The following is a 15,361-nucleotide window of genomic DNA, read 5'->3' as shown; positions in this document are numbered from 1 at the left end:
CATAAGCATGATGGCATTGATGTCAGCTTTTACGTATTAACGAAAATAGGTTAAACGCCTTTGTAACCTTTCAAGCTGCAAAGGCGTATCATAAGGAGTAACATACACAGGCAAAGTTGTATTCTCTGCGCTTAAACATTAGGTTTGGACGTGAGGATATTGTTAAGCCTTGAAAATATTATCTGAGATTTAGATATTTTTAAGGCAGAAAGTCGAGGATAAGTGCTATGAAGTCGCTACCCGAAGAACCAGAGAAACCATTAAGAGACGATTGTTGCGGCGGAGGTTCGTGTTGCCCATGTATTTGGGACGTATACTACGAAAAGCTTGCTAAGTGGAAAGAAGCAAAGCGAGAATTTGACGAGTTAGCGAATAATGAGTCATCAGACACAAGGTCTCCAGACTAGCGGTCCGTACTCGTATTTAAAAATGCCCTGTTCGCTATTTTCTACTATTGAACAGCCCTTGAACGAGCTACCCTGCCTTAGAACTTGCCTAATTTAAACCGCCGCATGAGCGTTCGACAGTTCCATTTTTTAAACTTCTCATTTACAAATTTCTATTCTACTGCTATTTTATCTTAATCGATTAAGATTTTGATTTTCTGTGAGTCTCAACCAAATTTGGTCAGTCAATAGCAGAAGATTAAGAATTAAGCTAAACCCGTTACATGGTTAATTTTGAATCTGCCAGACTGGTAGTGCTTAATTCGTAGTAATGTGTGCTCGCGATACGTAAGAGAAGTACGAGCAAGCGCATGCTGAATTTTGGAGAGTTATCATGTCTATACGCAATGGCGTTCAACTAATCACCTATGCAGACCGACTAGGCGATGGCAACATCGAGAGTCTAACAAGCATACTTCAGGGCCCGTTAGGTGGCCTGTTTACGGGTGTTCACATCCTTCCTTTTTACTACCCTTACGATGGTGAAGACGCGGGTTTCGATCCTATCGATCATACCTTGGTCGATGAGCGCTTGGGCGATTGGGACAACGTTAAAAAGCTTGGCGAATCGGTAGATATCATGGCCGACCTCATTGTTAACCATATGTCGGGGCAAAGTGAAGCGTTCAAAGACGTGCTGAAAAACGGGCGCGAATCGAGTTATTGGCCGCTGTTCTTAACCAAGGAAGATATTTTTAAGGGCAACGATCAAACGCAAATTGACGAACAAATAGCACAAGTGTTCCGCCCTCGACCCACACCGTTTTTCAGCGATTACGAGGTGGGCACAGAGACTGGTAACCCTGAAACCGTGCCGTTCTGGACAACTTTTACCTCTAATCAAATTGATATTGATGTGGAGTCACAGTTAGGCAAAGACTACCTATCTTCTATTCTTCAGTCGTTTACTGAAAGTAATGTTGATCTTATTCGCTTAGATGCGGCGGGCTATGCAATTAAACGCGCAGGTTCGAACTGCTTTATGCTTGAAGAAACCTTCGAATTTATCGAAGAATTATCAAACCGCGCACGTGGTATGGGCATGCAGTGTTTGGTCGAAATACACAGTCACTATCAAACTCAAATTGATATTGCTGCGCGTTGCGACAGTGTTTACGACTTCGCTTTACCTCCGCTTGTACTACACACCTTGTTCTCTAAAAATGCAGAGGCATTGGCATACTGGCTTTCAATTTCGCCACGTAACTGCTTTACCGTGCTAGATACTCACGATGGCATCGGCATTGTTGACGTGGGCGCGAATGGTGACAAACCAGGCCTGCTTACCGCAGATGCGATTAATTCGCTCGTTGACCAAATACATGAAAATTCCAATGGCGAGTCTAAAAAAGCCACCGGTGCCGCTGCAAATAATGTAGACCTTTACCAGGTAAACTGCACATATTACGATGCGTTAGGTAAAGATGACTTCGCTTATTTGGTTGCACGCGCCATTCAATTTTTTAGCCCGGGTATCCCTCAAGTTTATTACGGTGGCTTGCTTGCTGCGCACAATGACATGGCGTTACTTGCTAAAACCAATGTTGGCCGCGACATCAACCGCCCATACTTGTCTACTGCCATGGTAAAAGAAGCCGTTGAGAAGCCAGTGGTTAAAGGCCTTATGCAGCTTATTAGGCTAAGAAACGAAAGCGATGCTTTTAACGGTGTATTTGACGTGAGTTACATCAACAACGTATTCGTGCTTTCGTGGAAAAACGGCAACCATGCGGCGTCACTAAACGTGAACTTCAGCACCATGGATGCAACAATTCATACGGTGGATAATGGTGAAGAAAGCGTGTTGTCAATCAACTCGCTACTTGCTTAAAACGCAATCTTTAGCGATAGTTTAGCTACTTAGCGCTCAGCTATTCAGGAACTAACACGTGCCGTCAATGCGCTTAAACGCATTAGCGGCACGTAAACCTTGGATTAGCCATTACGATTTAAGTATTACAAGCCCCACCAGAAGAACTGGTATTGTTGTGAATTAACTCAGTACTCGTTTACCTAAACGACGTATTATTTTGTGTTGGTGTTTTATCTGTAGTCGTCGTTATACGCCCTACCCCAGTCACATAGCTGACGTAAAGTTGGCTCTAGTGTACGGCCTAAATCGGTAAGAGAATACTCTACACGAGGGGGCACTTCAGCATACACTTTCCTGTTTACCAACCCATCACGCTCTAACTCTCTGAGTTGCTGTGTAAGCATTTTCTGGGTAACGCCTTGCAATCGTCTACGCAACTGACTGAAACGTAGCGTTTTATGGCAAAGGTGCCACAAAATAACCCCTTTCCATTTACCGCCTATTATCTCAAGGGATACTGCTACGCCACAAATGTATTGATTTGAGCCGTTCGTATTTTCTACAGCATTGGGCGCATTATCTTGTTTCTGGCTTTTTAGGACGGCGTTATTATCAATGTCTGATGTCACATCACTTTCCTCTGCCACTACACTGTTCAAAGTTGCGGTCATACTACTCCCTCTTAGAGTAATTACGTTCATATTCACTACGTAAAAGGCTTTATTATTAATGTCAGCATTGATGTCAGTGGTCTTTGTTAAATCGAGCAAAGGGTTTACATCACGCCAATAGTATTTTTTAGGGTACTACCCTACTAAAAAGTGCATACTTGCGCAAAGTTTATATATCGTCACAATGGGTAGCGTAATCATTCGACTAACGGAGACAGGTATGACATCGTTTAAAGCCTTGCTCGTAGAAAAGCAGGAAGATAAATCCTTCACGCGCAACGTAACGCAGCGCTCACTTGATGACTTGCCTGAAGGCACGCTACTCATTAAGGTGCATTATTCATCGCTTAACTACAAAGATGCACTGTCAGCCACCGGCAATCCAGGTGTGAGCAGAAACTTTCCTCATACCCCAGGAATTGATGCAGCAGGCACGGTGGTATCGTGTGGTGACAATCGCTTTAAAGAAGGAGACGAAGTTATTGTCACCGGATTTGACCTCGGCATGAACACCGCTGGAGGCTTTGGCGAATACATCAGAATTCCAAGTGAATGGGCGGTAGCTAAGCCAAATGGACTTACGTTGAGAGAGTCAATGATCATTGGTACCGCAGGTTTTACTGCAGGACTATCGGTACAAGGCTTGGTTGAACACGGCGTGACTCCTGACAAAGGCGATATTCTAGTCACTGGCGCTACAGGAGGCGTGGGCTCTGTCGCTGTTGCCCTGTTGGCCAAAGCTGGCTTTTCGGTTGTGGCATGCACCGGAAAAAAAGAGCATGAGTCATTTTTAAAGACACTTGGCGCAAGCAAAGTGATAACTCGCGACGAACTATTAGAAAACAAAGAACGCCCCATGCTTAAGGAGCAATTCGCTGGCGCCGTTGATACAGTAGGCGGAGAGTATCTAGCACAGGCAATCAAAGCTACGCAATATGGCGGCGCGGTGACGTGCTGCGGTCTTACGGCTGCTGCAGATCTTAACGTGAGCGTATTTCCATTTATCTTGCGAGGCGTTTCATTGCTTGGAATCGACTCTGTGCAGTGCCCAATGCCTCCAAGATTGAGGTTGTGGGACAAGCTTGCTAGTGAATGGAAGCTAAACTGCCTTGATAACCTTACCGAGGAAGTGACTCTTGATGCGGTAAATGAAAACATAGACGTAATCTTAAAAGGGCAGGTTTCTGGCCGTACTTTGGTTAATGTTCAAGGCTAAGTACATAAAAAGAAGGCACCTTAATATGGTGCCTTCGGTTTATCTGACTCGCCCCGACGAGCAACTAGTTTCCGTCGTTACTCATTTTTTTAGACAAGTGAATGGTGCTGACCTGCTTTGCTCTTCGCGAGCGAACCTTAATATTCAGAATTTCTACAATAAACGAGAACGCCATCGCAAAATAAACATACCCCTTAGGTACATGAACATCAAAGCCTTCTGTTATTAAGGTAAAGCCCACTAAAATCAAAAACGATAAAGCCAGCATTTTAATGGTTGGGTTTGCATCCACAAAGTCGCCAATCGGCTTTGCAGCTACTAGCATCACTGCTACTGACGCAACAATAGCAATAACCATGATGCTCAAATGTTCAACTAACCCTACTGCTGTGATAACAGAGTCGAGAGAAAAGATAACATCGAGCACCGCAATTTGAACCAAAATTGAGAAAAAACCAGAAGCTGCTACTTCCGTAGTTGATGCTTCGGTCACCTCGAAACTGGCATGTATTTCGTGGGTTGATTTTGCAATAAGAAAGAGGCCGCCCAACACTAAAATAATGTCACGGCCAGATATTTCATTCCCAAAGAGGCTAAATAACGGATTAACTAAGCCCATTACCCAAGCCAAACTAAATAGCAATAACAGTCGCGAGCCCATGGCTAAACCAAGGCCTATTTGACGTGCTTTATTTCTTTGATGTTCAGGTAGCCTGCCCACCAATATTGAAATAAAGATTATGTTATCAATACCAAGCACTATCTCTAATGCCATTAAGGTGCCTAATGCCACCCAAGCTTCTGGACTCGCAAGCCATTCAAACATTTGCGCTATAAACCTTAGCCAAAACCACCTAATTTAGCGCATAGTATTACGGAATATCATCTCAAGCACGCTTTCTTTAGAAGCCCTCTAGAACCAACTTACCGATAGCTCGCCCTTCTTCTAAAATCTTGTGCGCGTCGATTAAGTTAGCAGCGTTAATTTTACCTAAGTGTTTGCCAACGGTAGTTCTAATTTTGCCTTCGTCAATAAGCGATGCTACATGAGCAAGCAGACGGCTTTGCTCTGCCATATCGTCGGTTTCAAACATTGAGCGCGTAAACATGAACTCCCAATGAAGTGACAAGCTCTTCTGCTTTAGCTTGGCTACGTCAAGACTTTCTGGGTCGTCAATTAGCGCTAGTTTGCCCTTTGGCTTCATAACTTCAACAAAGCTTTCAATGTACTTGTGCGTATTATTTAAACTTGCGACATGAGTCACTTCACCAATGTTTAACGCCTTGATTTGCTCAGCCATAGGCTTGCTGTGATCCACTACGTAGTCGGCACCTAACTCCTGAACCCAGCTTTTTGAGCTTTCACGCGAGGCAGTGGCGATCACGGTAGCCCCCGTTAGTACTTTAAGCAATTGCAGCATAATAGAACCCACGCCACCAGCTGCGCCTACCACAAGCACAACCTCATCGCTCTTTTCACTTTGTTGCCTTAGAGCAAGATGCTCAAACAACAATTCGTATGCTGTGATTGTGGTTAGAGGAAGTGCCGCAGCATCGCTGTCTGACAGAGACTTAGGCGCTTTACCGACAATACGTTCATCAACTAATTGAAACTCTGCGTTTGAGCCGGCTCTGGTAAGGTCGCCAGCGTAGTAAACTCTGTCACCAACTGCGAACTCGGTAACATCAGCGCCTATATCAACGATTTCACCTACTGCATCCCACCCCAGAATTTTGGGATCACCTCCATTAGGATTAACGCGATGACGAATTTTATAATCGACCGGGTTGACTGCTATCGCACTTATTTTTACAAGTAAATCTCGACCCGACGCGCTGGGCTTTTCGATGTCAATATCCACCAGTGCATTAGGCTCATTAATACCAAGTGAGTGGGTATAACCAATAGCTTTCATCATTTGTCTCTCCTTTGAGTAATATCATCATCATACTCTTGATTAAATTTGGATAAACAGCACAATAAAAGAAACATTATCAAATAGTTTTTGAAAGCCATGTTACTCGACGACTTGAATGTAGTGATAAAAGTTGCTGAATTTAGAAACATTACTGCAGCAGCGACACATTTGAATATGCGTACAGCAACCGCAAGTGCTGCGGTAAAACGCGTAGAACAGGCCCTTGGTGCCGAATTATTTGTTCGTACTACACGCTCACTACGCCTGTCGTCTGCGGGTGAAAGGTTTTTGCCAACGTGCCAAGAAGCCATGTCAATGCTGGCTAATGCCAAGCAGAACTTAAAGGGCGATACAGGCGTGATTGAGGGCGAGCTTAGGTTAGGTTTATCGTCTGATTTAGGCCGAAATGTGATTGCGCCGTGGCTAGATGACTTTATGGATTTGCATGACAAAATAACCGTAAAGCTCAACCTGAGTGACAGCAACATTGACTTTTATCGCGATCCCGTCGATTTAGCGCTAAGGTACGGTACTCCAACCGATGCGAATGTATACGGTTTCAAAATTTGTGATGTACCAAGTTTACTTGTTGCCTCCCCTTCTTATATCAGCTCTCATGGTGCCCCTGAAAAATTTGGAGACTTGCAAACACACAACGGACTTTTTTACCAACTACACGACAAGGTATATAACGAATGGGAGTTTTTTCACAAAGGGACACCGCTGAAGATAAAAATGCGAGGCAACAGAACCGCAAACGACGGAGAGATAGTAAAGCGTTGGGCCGTTGCGGGTAAAGGTATTGCTGTTAAATCTGGCTTAGATGCGTGCGACGACATTTTAAAGGGTCGACTTGTAACCTTGTTGCCCGAATATCAACCTAAACCGAAACAGCTTTGGCTGATTTGCCCTAGCCGCCAATCTATTACTCCAGCAGTAAGACTATTCAGAGATATGCTGAAAGAGCGCTGCGCTGAATGTTTAGCGCAGCTAGCCGCATTCAGCGTATCAAAATATCAAAAATAGACGAGTATCTGTGCATTTACTTTTGAATACTTTGATTTAGCTGTGCGTAAGCTTCCTCAAAACCTGTCAACGATATGGGCAAGGTAACTTGCTGGTTTTCAGATTTTTGAAACGCTATTAGCATAGTCTGTCCATTGTGCATTTGTTTCAAAAGCTCATTGTCGATTTTCACTATACTTTGGCAAGACTTCTCGTCACAGCCTGAGAATGGCACTTGTATGGATGCAAAATCGTCGATTTTTACTCCTACACCATTTTTTGTGAGTGTATTTTTTGGAAGCTTTATTTTCAATACTGGAAAATCTTGCGAATAGGAGTAGTCAACGTTGACGCCCAATAGCACTTTTTTTGCTTCTTTGTCTTTGGCAACGAGCTGGCTAAGCGTACACACAGACGAATCATTACATAGCAAACTCCAACTACCAAAGTCACTTGTGGTTACAGCCCATGAAAAAAACGATGCAAGTACTAAACTAACTGCTACTAAATATTTCACTTTCACCTCTTAGCAAAACGGGGAGCGCACGCTCCCCCTCTTTTATGACAACTTTATTGCTTCCGCTTTCTTATAACAAGCGTAGCAAACATTGCACTTAGCATTAGAAATAGAGTATTGGGTGTTGGCACAGATACAGGATCAGGTACAAACACAGTAACGGCATTCTGGTTCATATTAACAACGCCAGAACCATCGAAAGTGAGGCCGGTTACAAATGCGTCCGGCGTAGGCTCGAGCATATTCGAAACATCAATTCCCATAATTCTGAAGCGGTCAACTGGGGTATTGAAGTCGTACTCCTCACCACCAGTGATATCTGTGCCTGTATCGAACCAATCCATCAGAACATTGTCCCAAAGAAATAGGTCAAACATGTCGTCGTCGTAACCTTCAGGCAAAAGCACTGACGCGATGTTTGGACCACTATTTACAATATAGTCATAGCCTACTGCCACATCTGGGTCGATGAATACAAGTTCATCTGGATCATCGATAGAGAATTCAAATTCATAGTCTGTCGGTGTTTCTGGATTAACAATTGGCAATATAGGGTTTTCTGGAGTATCACCCGGTAGTACGCCATCGCGAATAGCAAACTTCCAAATACCAGGCGTGCCCGTGTTGCTGTTACTTTCGTCTATATCAGCGATAGCGGCGGTTTGAGACCCCGGCACAGTGAAAAAGTTTTCCCCATCTCCCGCGTCATAACCCGCTTGTGCTGGAACGCCGTTTGACGCACTACCTGAAGTCCAGCCGATATCTTCATATCTAAACTCAACGTCGAAATTTCCCGCACCTGTGTCTTCCCGATCAATTAACACTAATTGGAACGTGTTTGTGGGGTTACTGTTTTGACTGTAGTAACCAACATCGTTCCATGTCACTACCAGCGTGTTTTCATTCGGTGAACCGATAAACACGTCGCCACACTCTGCACAGCGCGTATCTACATCGCCCCAAAATGGCGCGATCATTGGCTGGTTGCTTATGGGGAAGGGTCTTGGCGTAAAGGAGCTCACGGTGCCATTGAAGGTTATATTACCGTTATTGTTAATGAAGAATCTATCGTATGAAGTACCAAAGAAATTTACGCCACTATCGAAGGCAAGCGATTCAAATGCGTCAAATACGATAGCGCCCGATGAACCGTCGTCGTTACCATTCATCGCTAAGTTACCAAATCCACTTTCAGTAGAGCCTTCCCAGCCGGAAAGGAGCACTGAAGCATTGGCTGTGGTGCTTGAGATTGAGAATGCTAGCGCTGCGCTCGCCAACAGGGATAATGAAAAACGCGAAGACTTTTTCATGTATACGTCCTTGTAGTTTATGTTAATAAGAATTTCATTATTTAGCAGACCCGATTTAGCAAAGTGTAAGCCAAATCTAAAATAGCTTTTAAATACAGAAGCTTAAAAAATAAATAATGAATTAGTTTAATATAATGTAAAAAAACCTGACATCCTTGTCTTTAGATTTTCAGACGTACTATCGCTTGTATTCAGCAGGTATGCCTTTGCCTGGTGTGCTCATTTTAATAAACTCGCGTAGGTCTTGGTTGGACTGTTTTAAGTCGTCGCGACGCAGATACATCATGTGGCCGCTGCGATATCCCTTAAAGCTCAAACGGTCTTTTAAATTGCCACTTTGATCGAGCTGCCACATCGTATACTTGGCATCAAAGTAGTTCGTTGCGCCGTCGTAATAGCCAGCTTGAATCATCACATTCAGATACGGGTTTTGCGCCATGGCTAATCGCAAGTTCTCACCCGATTGATTATTGCTTCTATCCCACGGGTGCACGTTTCCAAACATGTTGTACTTAATATCAGTTTTGTAGTTTAACTCTTCACGCAAATAGTAATTAATAGCGGGCGTGAACGAATGAAGCCATGATGTTAGCTCAGCCCAATAGTCAGGGCGGTCGCCGCTTTGCTTAGCATCTATACCTAAATAGCGGCTGTCTAAACGACCTAGCGTCTTCCCTTCGTCGCGCAGTAAGTCTTTCCAGAAAAATGCAGTGCTCACGTCTAAGTTGTTTTGCGCAATAGACGCTTCACTTAACCCAGAATAGCGTGCCATTTGCGTTAACACATCTCGCTTTTCCGTTTCACCAATGAAGCCACCTTTGGCCAGAGCAGGAATAAGCGTATTGATGGTGAAGTCTTCAACTTCAGGCAATAGCTCAGTAAGATCTTTGTTTTGCAACGCGGGTTCAAGCTTATTGTGATACCACGCCGCGGCAGCAAAATAAGGCAGTCGATTAGCGGCTTTTACCGGCCCGTTGCGCTCTATACCAATATCGGTTGGCGATACAAGCACAACGCCGTTTAAGTACATCCATTGGCGATTTTGAAGCTCTAATGCTAATCCTGACACACGCGTCGTGCCGTAACTTTCACCGATAAGATATTTAGGTGAACGCCAGCGATTATTACGCGTTACAAAAGTATTCACCCAGTCTGCCAAATAGCTAATATCGGCATTTACACCAAAGAACATTTTCTGCTGTTCATCTTGCGATGGCATGCTGCCGTCAGCTTTAGGCAGCACGCGGCTGTACCCTGTATTCACTGGGTTAACAAACACAATGTCAGCCACATCCAAAATGGAGTAAGGATTGGTTTGAACACCATAGGGCTGAACTGGATAGCCTTCATCGTCAATATTAAGAATACGAGGGCCTGTGTAGGCTACATGCATCCACACTGACGCAGAGCCTGGACCACCGTTAAAAGAAATAATAAGCGGGCGCTCAGTATTCTCTTTTACGTCAGTGCGCTGATAGTAAGTGTAAAACAAAGTGGCAACCGCTTCGTCTTTACTGTTCCAAACCGGTTGAGTACCCGTGGTAGCACTGTACTTTACGCGCTTGCCTAGGATTTTAGTTTCGTGCTCTGTCACTACACTGCTATCAATTTTTATTGAACGAGCATGGGCAGATGCGCTTTCTTCTTGCGCTGAAGCACTGGTAGTTAAGCTTACAAAAGCAATTAAGGCTGCCGTTAACCATGCTAGGGTCGCGTGCGATTGCGCTTTGTGTTTATTTTTACCCAGACTTAATAATACGGGCGATGTATTTCTAACTAAGGATTGAATATTCATCATTATTATCTTTGAGTGTCGTTAATTTTATCTTTTTTGTGTTGTCTTTGTATTGCACGCTTTACTATATCGCTGTTCACATGACAGCTTAGCAATGAACGACAAAACGACCAATTTCTTCGATACATTTCTGTAACACGGTTAAGCCTTTCAAATATTCTCAGGGCCATTGATTTTTATGTGTGTAATGAGTTCAGGGAAAAACGTTAAGAATCTCGCTTCAATCTCGTCTCTGTTCGCATTAATATCATCCACAGCAAGATGAAACGTGTTGGGAAAACGAATACGTTTAGCAACCACAGTAATCGCCTTAGCAATGCCCTCTTCCTTAGCATAACCTTCAAACCAGTCATGGGTTATCATATGCCCGACACTGTGCTGCATCGTTCTTGGCATAGTGGGCAATCGCTGTTCTAACAATGCGAAACTTTGTTCCCTGAATTCGTCAAAACCCTGTGTTGTAAACGACGCCCAATGTTTAATTAGCAAGTGATCGAAGTAGATATCCAGCGCCACAGGTGCAAAGCGCCGACGACTTTTATGAAATAACGCCTTTGCTGCTAAGACGCTGGTATGACTGTCGGTGAACCTATCGACTTCATAGTGGTTTTTAAGACCTAGCCGTACCGCTTGTCCAAACTCTTTAATATCAACACCCCGCCTGAAATCACCGAGTAGGTTACCGAATTGAGAATCGGCAGTTGGTCGGGCTAAGAAAAGATGGGCAAGATAATTCATTTTGTAATTTATTGGCCTCTATTTTAAGTTGTAAGGGCTTGTAGGTATCAAGTAAAATTACGGTTCAATTCAGATACGCTGAATTTTGTGCTTTTATAAACCGAAACTGCCGAAACTAGCGTTGGCAGCAGCCAAATTCAAATGTAACTGAAAAACCGTAGCACTTAAAATTGAGTTTCAACATGTCTGTAATTTCCACTTCTGAAGTCACGTCTCTACTTTCACCAATCAATGCCTTTTTACATTGCGAGACGCCACAGTCGTGGATAGACGAAGCGCAGAAAGAGGAAAACCTTCGCGTTATCCTTACTGACCACCTAATTTGCGAGCTTAAAGCGGCTCAGTCGGCTATGTACCTACTTCGCCGCTATGTAGCCGATGAGGAAACCAGTAAGGTATTGCTGGGCTGGTTGAAACCTTACGAAGACTTCACTTACCGCCACGAAGGCGATTGGCAATCGCTTAATACTAAGCACCTTTCCAAAAATGTATTTAACACTGAAGGGCTAGACCCTTTTAAAAAAGACATGCTTGATAAAATGGTCATGCTAATTAAAGAAGAGCTTCATCATTTTTACCAAGTGCTAGAAATTATGCACGAGTTGGGGTTTGAATATAAGTCGGTAACATCCAGTCGTTACGCCAATGGCTTGTTGCGTCACGTACGCACTTACGAACCTGAAAAGCTTGTCGACAAGCTCATTTGTGGTGCCTACATTGAAGCGCGCTCCTGTGAACGCTTTGCCAAACTTGCGCCGTATGTTTCCGAAAATTTAGGCAAGTTCTATGTGTCGCTGTTGCGCTCTGAGGCCAGACACTTTGAAGACTACCTAACGCTGGCTGGGCAAATCGCTAAAACCGATATTTCAGAGCGCGTTGCCCACTTCGGAAGCGTTGAAAAATCGCTGATTGAAAGCGACGATGACGAATTGCGTTTCCACTCAGGTGCACCACGCTAAAGTTAACGCTTTGCATCCGTTTATAAATTAATCAATTTATATTGACGGCTTAGTCATTCTGCTGCACACTCAATTTGTAAACATATTGTTAACGGCAGTGTTTAGCGCTTTGCGCTGTGTTTGTGTTTCCTTGGTTTTACGGTTAATCCGTGTGTTCTCCCTGCCTCACAACAATATTTTTTAAAATAATAACGTTGGTGAACAAGGCAGGACTTTATGATTTTGAATCATTTAATTGGTATTTACACTCATCCAAAAGAAGAGTGGCAAACCATTGATACCAAACACGAAACCTATTTTTACGCGCTTACCCATATCGCTTTTATATCTCTCATTCCATCACTCGTGGCCTATTATTCCAGTGCCCATACTGGCTGGAGTATCGGCGCAGGTGACATAATTCGCCTTAGCGAAAATACCGCCATTATGATGGGTATAGGCATGTATTTTGGATTAATTGCAGGCGTGGTCGCATTGGCTGTACTTATTCATGAGTTGGCTAAAGCGTTTGATGCGACACCAACTTATACGCAGTCGCTGGAACTTGCGGCCTACACGGCTACACCGTTGTTTATGGTGGGCATCGCAGGTCTTTACCCAGAACTCTGGGTGGTGATGACGGCGCTGTTAGTCGGTATTAGCTATTCGGTATACCTGCTCTATTCTGGCGTGCCAATTTTGATGCATATGCCAGAAGATAAAGGGTTCATTTACTCAAGCTCGGTAGTGACATGTGGGCTAGTATTGCTCGTTATTCTAATGACAGGTTCGATATTGGTGTGGGGACTGTACGGCGGACCGGTATTTGTTCACTAGCCTCTTACTTTAAAAGCATTAAAAAAGCCGCTTCAAAAAGCGGCTTGTTGTTATATCAAAGAGCGTCTTACATTAATCAGCGGCATCAATATTATGCACATCAAGATTGCTAAGCTCTGCTTGTATCACTGGCGCTTTTCTCGAAGCTTCACCGCGCGACATATCAATTCGCTCAAGATACTCTTGGTCGATATCCGCAGTAATATAGTTACCATCAAACACTGACGTTTCAAAACGCTGAATGGTTTCGTTCTCTTCGCGAACGGCATCTACCAAGTCAGAAATGTCTTGGAAGATAAGGCCATCTGCTTGGATAAGCTCTGCAATTTGATCGATTTCACGACCATAAGCAATCAGTTCGTTTGCCGATGGCATATCAATACCATACACATTTGGGAAACGAATTTCTGGAGCAGCTGACGCAAAGTATACTTTCTTCGCACCTGACTCACGCGCCATCTCAATGATTTGACCCGATGTAGTACCGCGCACGATAGAGTCATCGACAAGCAGTACACTCTTATCTTTAAACTCAGATGAGATTGCGTTTAGCTTACGGCGTACTGATTTTTTACGCATGGTTTGGCCAGGCATAATGAAAGTACGGCCAATGTAGCGATTTTTAACAAAGCCTTGGCGATATGGCAAATCCAGTGTGTTCGCGATTTGAAGCGCCACATCCATCGACGTTTCAGGAATAGGAATAACCACGTCGATATCCAGATCTGCCCATTCGCGCTTAATTTTTTCACCTAGCTTACGGCCCATGTTTACACGCGATGCATAAACTGAAATGCCATCTATAAAGCTATCTGGGCGAGCAAAGTAAACAAACTCGAAGATACACGGAGAGGTTACTGGTTTTTCGGCACACTGTCTGGTGTGCAGTTGACCTTCTTCGGTAATGAATACCGCTTCACCTGGCATTACATCGCGCACAAACTGGAAGCCAACAGCATCAAGCGCAACGCTTTCAGATGCCACCATCCATTCCTCACCCAGCTCGCTCATACGCTTACCGAGTGCTAGAGGACGAATACCGTGCGGGTCGCGAAACGCTACAATACCTTGGCCGATGATCGCCGCAACGACTGCGTAGGCACCACGAATTTTCTTATGAACTTTCGTTACCACTTCAAAAATGTGTTCGGCACTTACGCTTAAACCTGCTACCTGCTGCAGTTCATGCGCAAGAATGTTAAGCAATAATTCTGAATCTGAGGTGGTGTTGATGTGGCGGCGTGCAATGCGGAATACTTCTTCCTGTAGCTCATGGGCGTTGGTGAGGTTGCCGTTATGAGCAAAGGCAATACCAAACGGCGAGTTCACATAAAACGGTTGCGCCTCTGCAGAGCTTGATGTACCCGCGGTAGGATAGCGAACATGGCCAATACCCATGTTGCCAGAGAGCCTCTTCATATGACGCGTATGGAAAACATCTCGAACCAAACCATTTGCCTTACGCAAATTAAACATATTTTGGTCGATAGTCATTATGCCTGCGGCATCCTGTCCACGGTGTTGAATAACCGTTAGACCGTCGTACAGTGACTGAGCTACGGGCGTTTTACCAACTATTCCGACTATACCACACATGTGCGTTACCTATTTCAAGCGGGATTTAAGAAACTGGAGGAGTCTTTCACATAGCTGAAAAACCACTCAATGATGACACCAAACTCTGGAATGAGTACCGATGCTTGCCACCAATCTGAGGAAGCTGCACCAGTAAAGGTATCCATAAAAAAGAGCAATGCGCTAACTATAAGCACGCCACGCAGTGCGCCAAAAACTATACCGAGGGCCCTATCTGTTCCAGACAGCCCAGTTGCCTGAACCAATTGGCTAATCACGTAATTGATCATGCCGCCAAGAATGAGCGTGGTGACAAACAATGCTGCAATTGCAGCACCGTTTTTTAAGTAAGGATCGTCAATGGCTGTGAAGTAAACGGCGAGGTCAGCGTAGAAATTGCTTGAAATAAAGAGTGCAGCAAACCATACCACTAACGAGATGGCTTCTTTAACAAACCCTCTGATCAGGCTTATTAAGGTAGATACCGCAATGATACCCAGTATGGAAAAGTCTACCCAGTTCATCGTCTCTTTATTGCGTTGATGTTGCTTTTTATCGTAAAGCAACGAGCCTTTGGCGAG

General features: G+C 44.1%; 15 protein-coding genes. 6 read left to right on the top strand and 9 right to left on the bottom strand.

The features are described 5' to 3' along the window. Positions 1-227 precede the first annotated feature (227 nt). Together AC0J2X_RS06430 and gtfA are read left to right on the top strand one after the other, a co-directional pair. A complete protein-coding gene (locus AC0J2X_RS06430; RefSeq protein WP_014949928.1) occupies positions 228-407 on the top strand; it encodes an oxidoreductase-like domain-containing protein in 180 nt (59 codons plus the stop codon). A gap of 373 nt (positions 408-780) precedes the next feature. Then, the gene (gene gtfA / locus AC0J2X_RS06425) at positions 781-2,277 is read left to right on the top strand and encodes a sucrose phosphorylase (RefSeq protein WP_069944553.1); all 1,497 of its coding nucleotides are present in this window, start codon (positions 781-783) and stop codon (positions 2,275-2,277) included. Between the two features lie 212 nt (positions 2,278-2,489). Here the strand turns inward: gtfA and AC0J2X_RS06420 are convergent, their stop codons facing one another. Next, a complete protein-coding gene (locus AC0J2X_RS06420; RefSeq protein ID WP_061486078.1) occupies positions 2,490-2,930 on the bottom strand; it encodes a winged helix-turn-helix transcriptional regulator in 441 nt (146 codons plus the stop codon). A 220-nt stretch (positions 2,931-3,150) separates the two neighbouring features. Here AC0J2X_RS06420 and AC0J2X_RS06415 point away from each other — a divergent pair, with 220 nt between their 5' ends. Then, positions 3,151-4,146 (top strand): YhdH/YhfP family quinone oxidoreductase, encoded by a 996-nt coding sequence (locus AC0J2X_RS06415; RefSeq protein WP_472995873.1) that lies wholly within the window; start codon positions 3,151-3,153, stop codon positions 4,144-4,146. Positions 4,147-4,210: 64 nt separating this feature from the next. On the opposite strand, the gene AC0J2X_RS06410 is transcribed toward AC0J2X_RS06415, so the two are convergent. Further along, positions 4,211-4,972, bottom strand: a complete 762-nt coding sequence (locus tag AC0J2X_RS06410; RefSeq protein ID WP_061486080.1) for a TerC family protein — start codon at positions 4,970-4,972, stop codon at positions 4,211-4,213. Between the two features lie 76 nt (positions 4,973-5,048). After that, positions 5,049-6,062, bottom strand: a complete 1,014-nt coding sequence (locus tag AC0J2X_RS06405; RefSeq protein ID WP_061486984.1) for a zinc-binding alcohol dehydrogenase family protein — start codon at positions 6,060-6,062, stop codon at positions 5,049-5,051. A 99-nt stretch (positions 6,063-6,161) separates the two neighbouring features. Here AC0J2X_RS06405 and AC0J2X_RS06400 point away from each other — a divergent pair, with 99 nt between their 5' ends. After that, positions 6,162-7,091, top strand: a complete 930-nt coding sequence (locus AC0J2X_RS06400; protein WP_170826510.1) for a LysR family transcriptional regulator — start codon at positions 6,162-6,164, stop codon at positions 7,089-7,091. 16 nt (positions 7,092-7,107) lie between these two features. Here the strand turns inward: AC0J2X_RS06400 and AC0J2X_RS06395 are convergent, their stop codons facing one another. The 4 genes from AC0J2X_RS06395 to AC0J2X_RS06380 form a co-directional block, all read right to left on the bottom strand. Beyond that, complete coding sequence (locus tag AC0J2X_RS06395) at positions 7,108-7,587, bottom strand: invasion associated locus B family protein (RefSeq protein WP_039236473.1); 480 nt, start codon at positions 7,585-7,587, stop codon at positions 7,108-7,110. Positions 7,588-7,640: 53 nt separating this feature from the next. Then, positions 7,641-8,897: a nidogen-like domain-containing protein gene (locus AC0J2X_RS06390; RefSeq protein ID WP_014949936.1), complete on the bottom strand. Its 1,257-nt coding sequence runs from the start codon at positions 8,895-8,897 to the stop codon at positions 7,641-7,643. A 178-nt stretch (positions 8,898-9,075) separates the two neighbouring features. Beyond that, the gene (locus AC0J2X_RS06385; protein WP_014949937.1) at positions 9,076-10,692 is read right to left on the bottom strand and encodes a S10 family peptidase; all 1,617 of its coding nucleotides are present in this window, start codon (positions 10,690-10,692) and stop codon (positions 9,076-9,078) included. Positions 10,693-10,842: 150 nt separating this feature from the next. After that, positions 10,843-11,430 (bottom strand): acyl carrier protein phosphodiesterase, encoded by a 588-nt coding sequence (locus AC0J2X_RS06380; protein WP_061486081.1) that lies wholly within the window; start codon positions 11,428-11,430, stop codon positions 10,843-10,845. Positions 11,431-11,612: 182 nt separating this feature from the next. Between AC0J2X_RS06380 and miaE the strand changes: the two genes are divergently transcribed. Further along, positions 11,613-12,389 (top strand): tRNA isopentenyl-2-thiomethyl-A-37 hydroxylase MiaE, encoded by a 777-nt coding sequence (miaE, locus tag AC0J2X_RS06375; protein WP_014976880.1) that lies wholly within the window; start codon positions 11,613-11,615, stop codon positions 12,387-12,389. 216 nt (positions 12,390-12,605) lie between these two features. After that, on the top strand, positions 12,606-13,205 hold the full coding sequence (locus AC0J2X_RS06370; RefSeq protein ID WP_239247465.1) for a Yip1 family protein: 600 nt from the start codon (positions 12,606-12,608) through the stop codon (positions 13,203-13,205). Between the two features lie 72 nt (positions 13,206-13,277). On the opposite strand, the gene purF is transcribed toward AC0J2X_RS06370, so the two are convergent. Both purF and AC0J2X_RS06360 read right to left on the bottom strand, forming a co-directional pair. Beyond that, on the bottom strand, positions 13,278-14,801 hold the full coding sequence (purF, locus tag AC0J2X_RS06365) for an amidophosphoribosyltransferase (protein ID WP_472995872.1): 1,524 nt from the start codon (positions 14,799-14,801) through the stop codon (positions 13,278-13,280). Between the two features lie 14 nt (positions 14,802-14,815). Then, positions 14,816-15,304, bottom strand: a complete 489-nt coding sequence (locus AC0J2X_RS06360; RefSeq protein ID WP_014949942.1) for a CvpA family protein — start codon at positions 15,302-15,304, stop codon at positions 14,816-14,818. Between the last annotated feature and the right edge of the window lie 57 nt (positions 15,305-15,361).

It is taken from the genome of Alteromonas sp. R7, assembly GCF_055755235.1.
The sequence above is the reverse complement of the archived record's forward strand: the minus strand, read 5'-3'. Positions and strand labels throughout refer to the sequence as shown.

Excerpts from the sequence above, each read along its gene's own strand:
- AC0J2X_RS06430 (WP_014949928.1), top strand. The coding sequence starts at position 228 with ATGAAGTCGCTACCCGAAGAACCAGAGAAACCATTAAGAGACGATTGT.
- gtfA (WP_069944553.1), top strand. The coding sequence starts at position 781 with ATGTCTATACGCAATGGCGTTCAACTAATCACCTATGCAGACCGACTA.
- AC0J2X_RS06420 (WP_061486078.1), bottom strand. The coding sequence starts at position 2,930 with ATGACCGCAACTTTGAACAGTGTAGTGGCAGAGGAAAGTGATGTGACA.
- AC0J2X_RS06415 (WP_472995873.1), top strand. The coding sequence starts at position 3,151 with ATGACATCGTTTAAAGCCTTGCTCGTAGAAAAGCAGGAAGATAAATCC.
- AC0J2X_RS06410 (WP_061486080.1), bottom strand. The coding sequence starts at position 4,972 with ATGTTTGAATGGCTTGCGAGTCCAGAAGCTTGGGTGGCATTAGGCACC.
- AC0J2X_RS06405 (WP_061486984.1), bottom strand. The coding sequence starts at position 6,062 with ATGAAAGCTATTGGTTATACCCACTCACTTGGTATTAATGAGCCTAAT.
- AC0J2X_RS06400 (WP_170826510.1), top strand. The coding sequence starts at position 6,162 with ATGTTACTCGACGACTTGAATGTAGTGATAAAAGTTGCTGAATTTAGA.
- AC0J2X_RS06390 (WP_014949936.1), bottom strand. The coding sequence starts at position 8,897 with ATGAAAAAGTCTTCGCGTTTTTCATTATCCCTGTTGGCGAGCGCAGCG.
- AC0J2X_RS06385 (WP_014949937.1), bottom strand. The coding sequence starts at position 10,692 with ATGAATATTCAATCCTTAGTTAGAAATACATCGCCCGTATTATTAAGT.
- AC0J2X_RS06380 (WP_061486081.1), bottom strand. The coding sequence starts at position 11,430 with ATGAATTATCTTGCCCATCTTTTCTTAGCCCGACCAACTGCCGATTCT.
- miaE (WP_014976880.1), top strand. The coding sequence starts at position 11,613 with ATGTCTGTAATTTCCACTTCTGAAGTCACGTCTCTACTTTCACCAATC.
- AC0J2X_RS06370 (WP_239247465.1), top strand. The coding sequence starts at position 12,606 with ATGATTTTGAATCATTTAATTGGTATTTACACTCATCCAAAAGAAGAG.
- purF (WP_472995872.1), bottom strand. The coding sequence starts at position 14,801 with ATGTGTGGTATAGTCGGAATAGTTGGTAAAACGCCCGTAGCTCAGTCA.
- AC0J2X_RS06360 (WP_014949942.1), bottom strand. The coding sequence starts at position 15,304 with ATGAACTGGGTAGACTTTTCCATACTGGGTATCATTGCGGTATCTACC.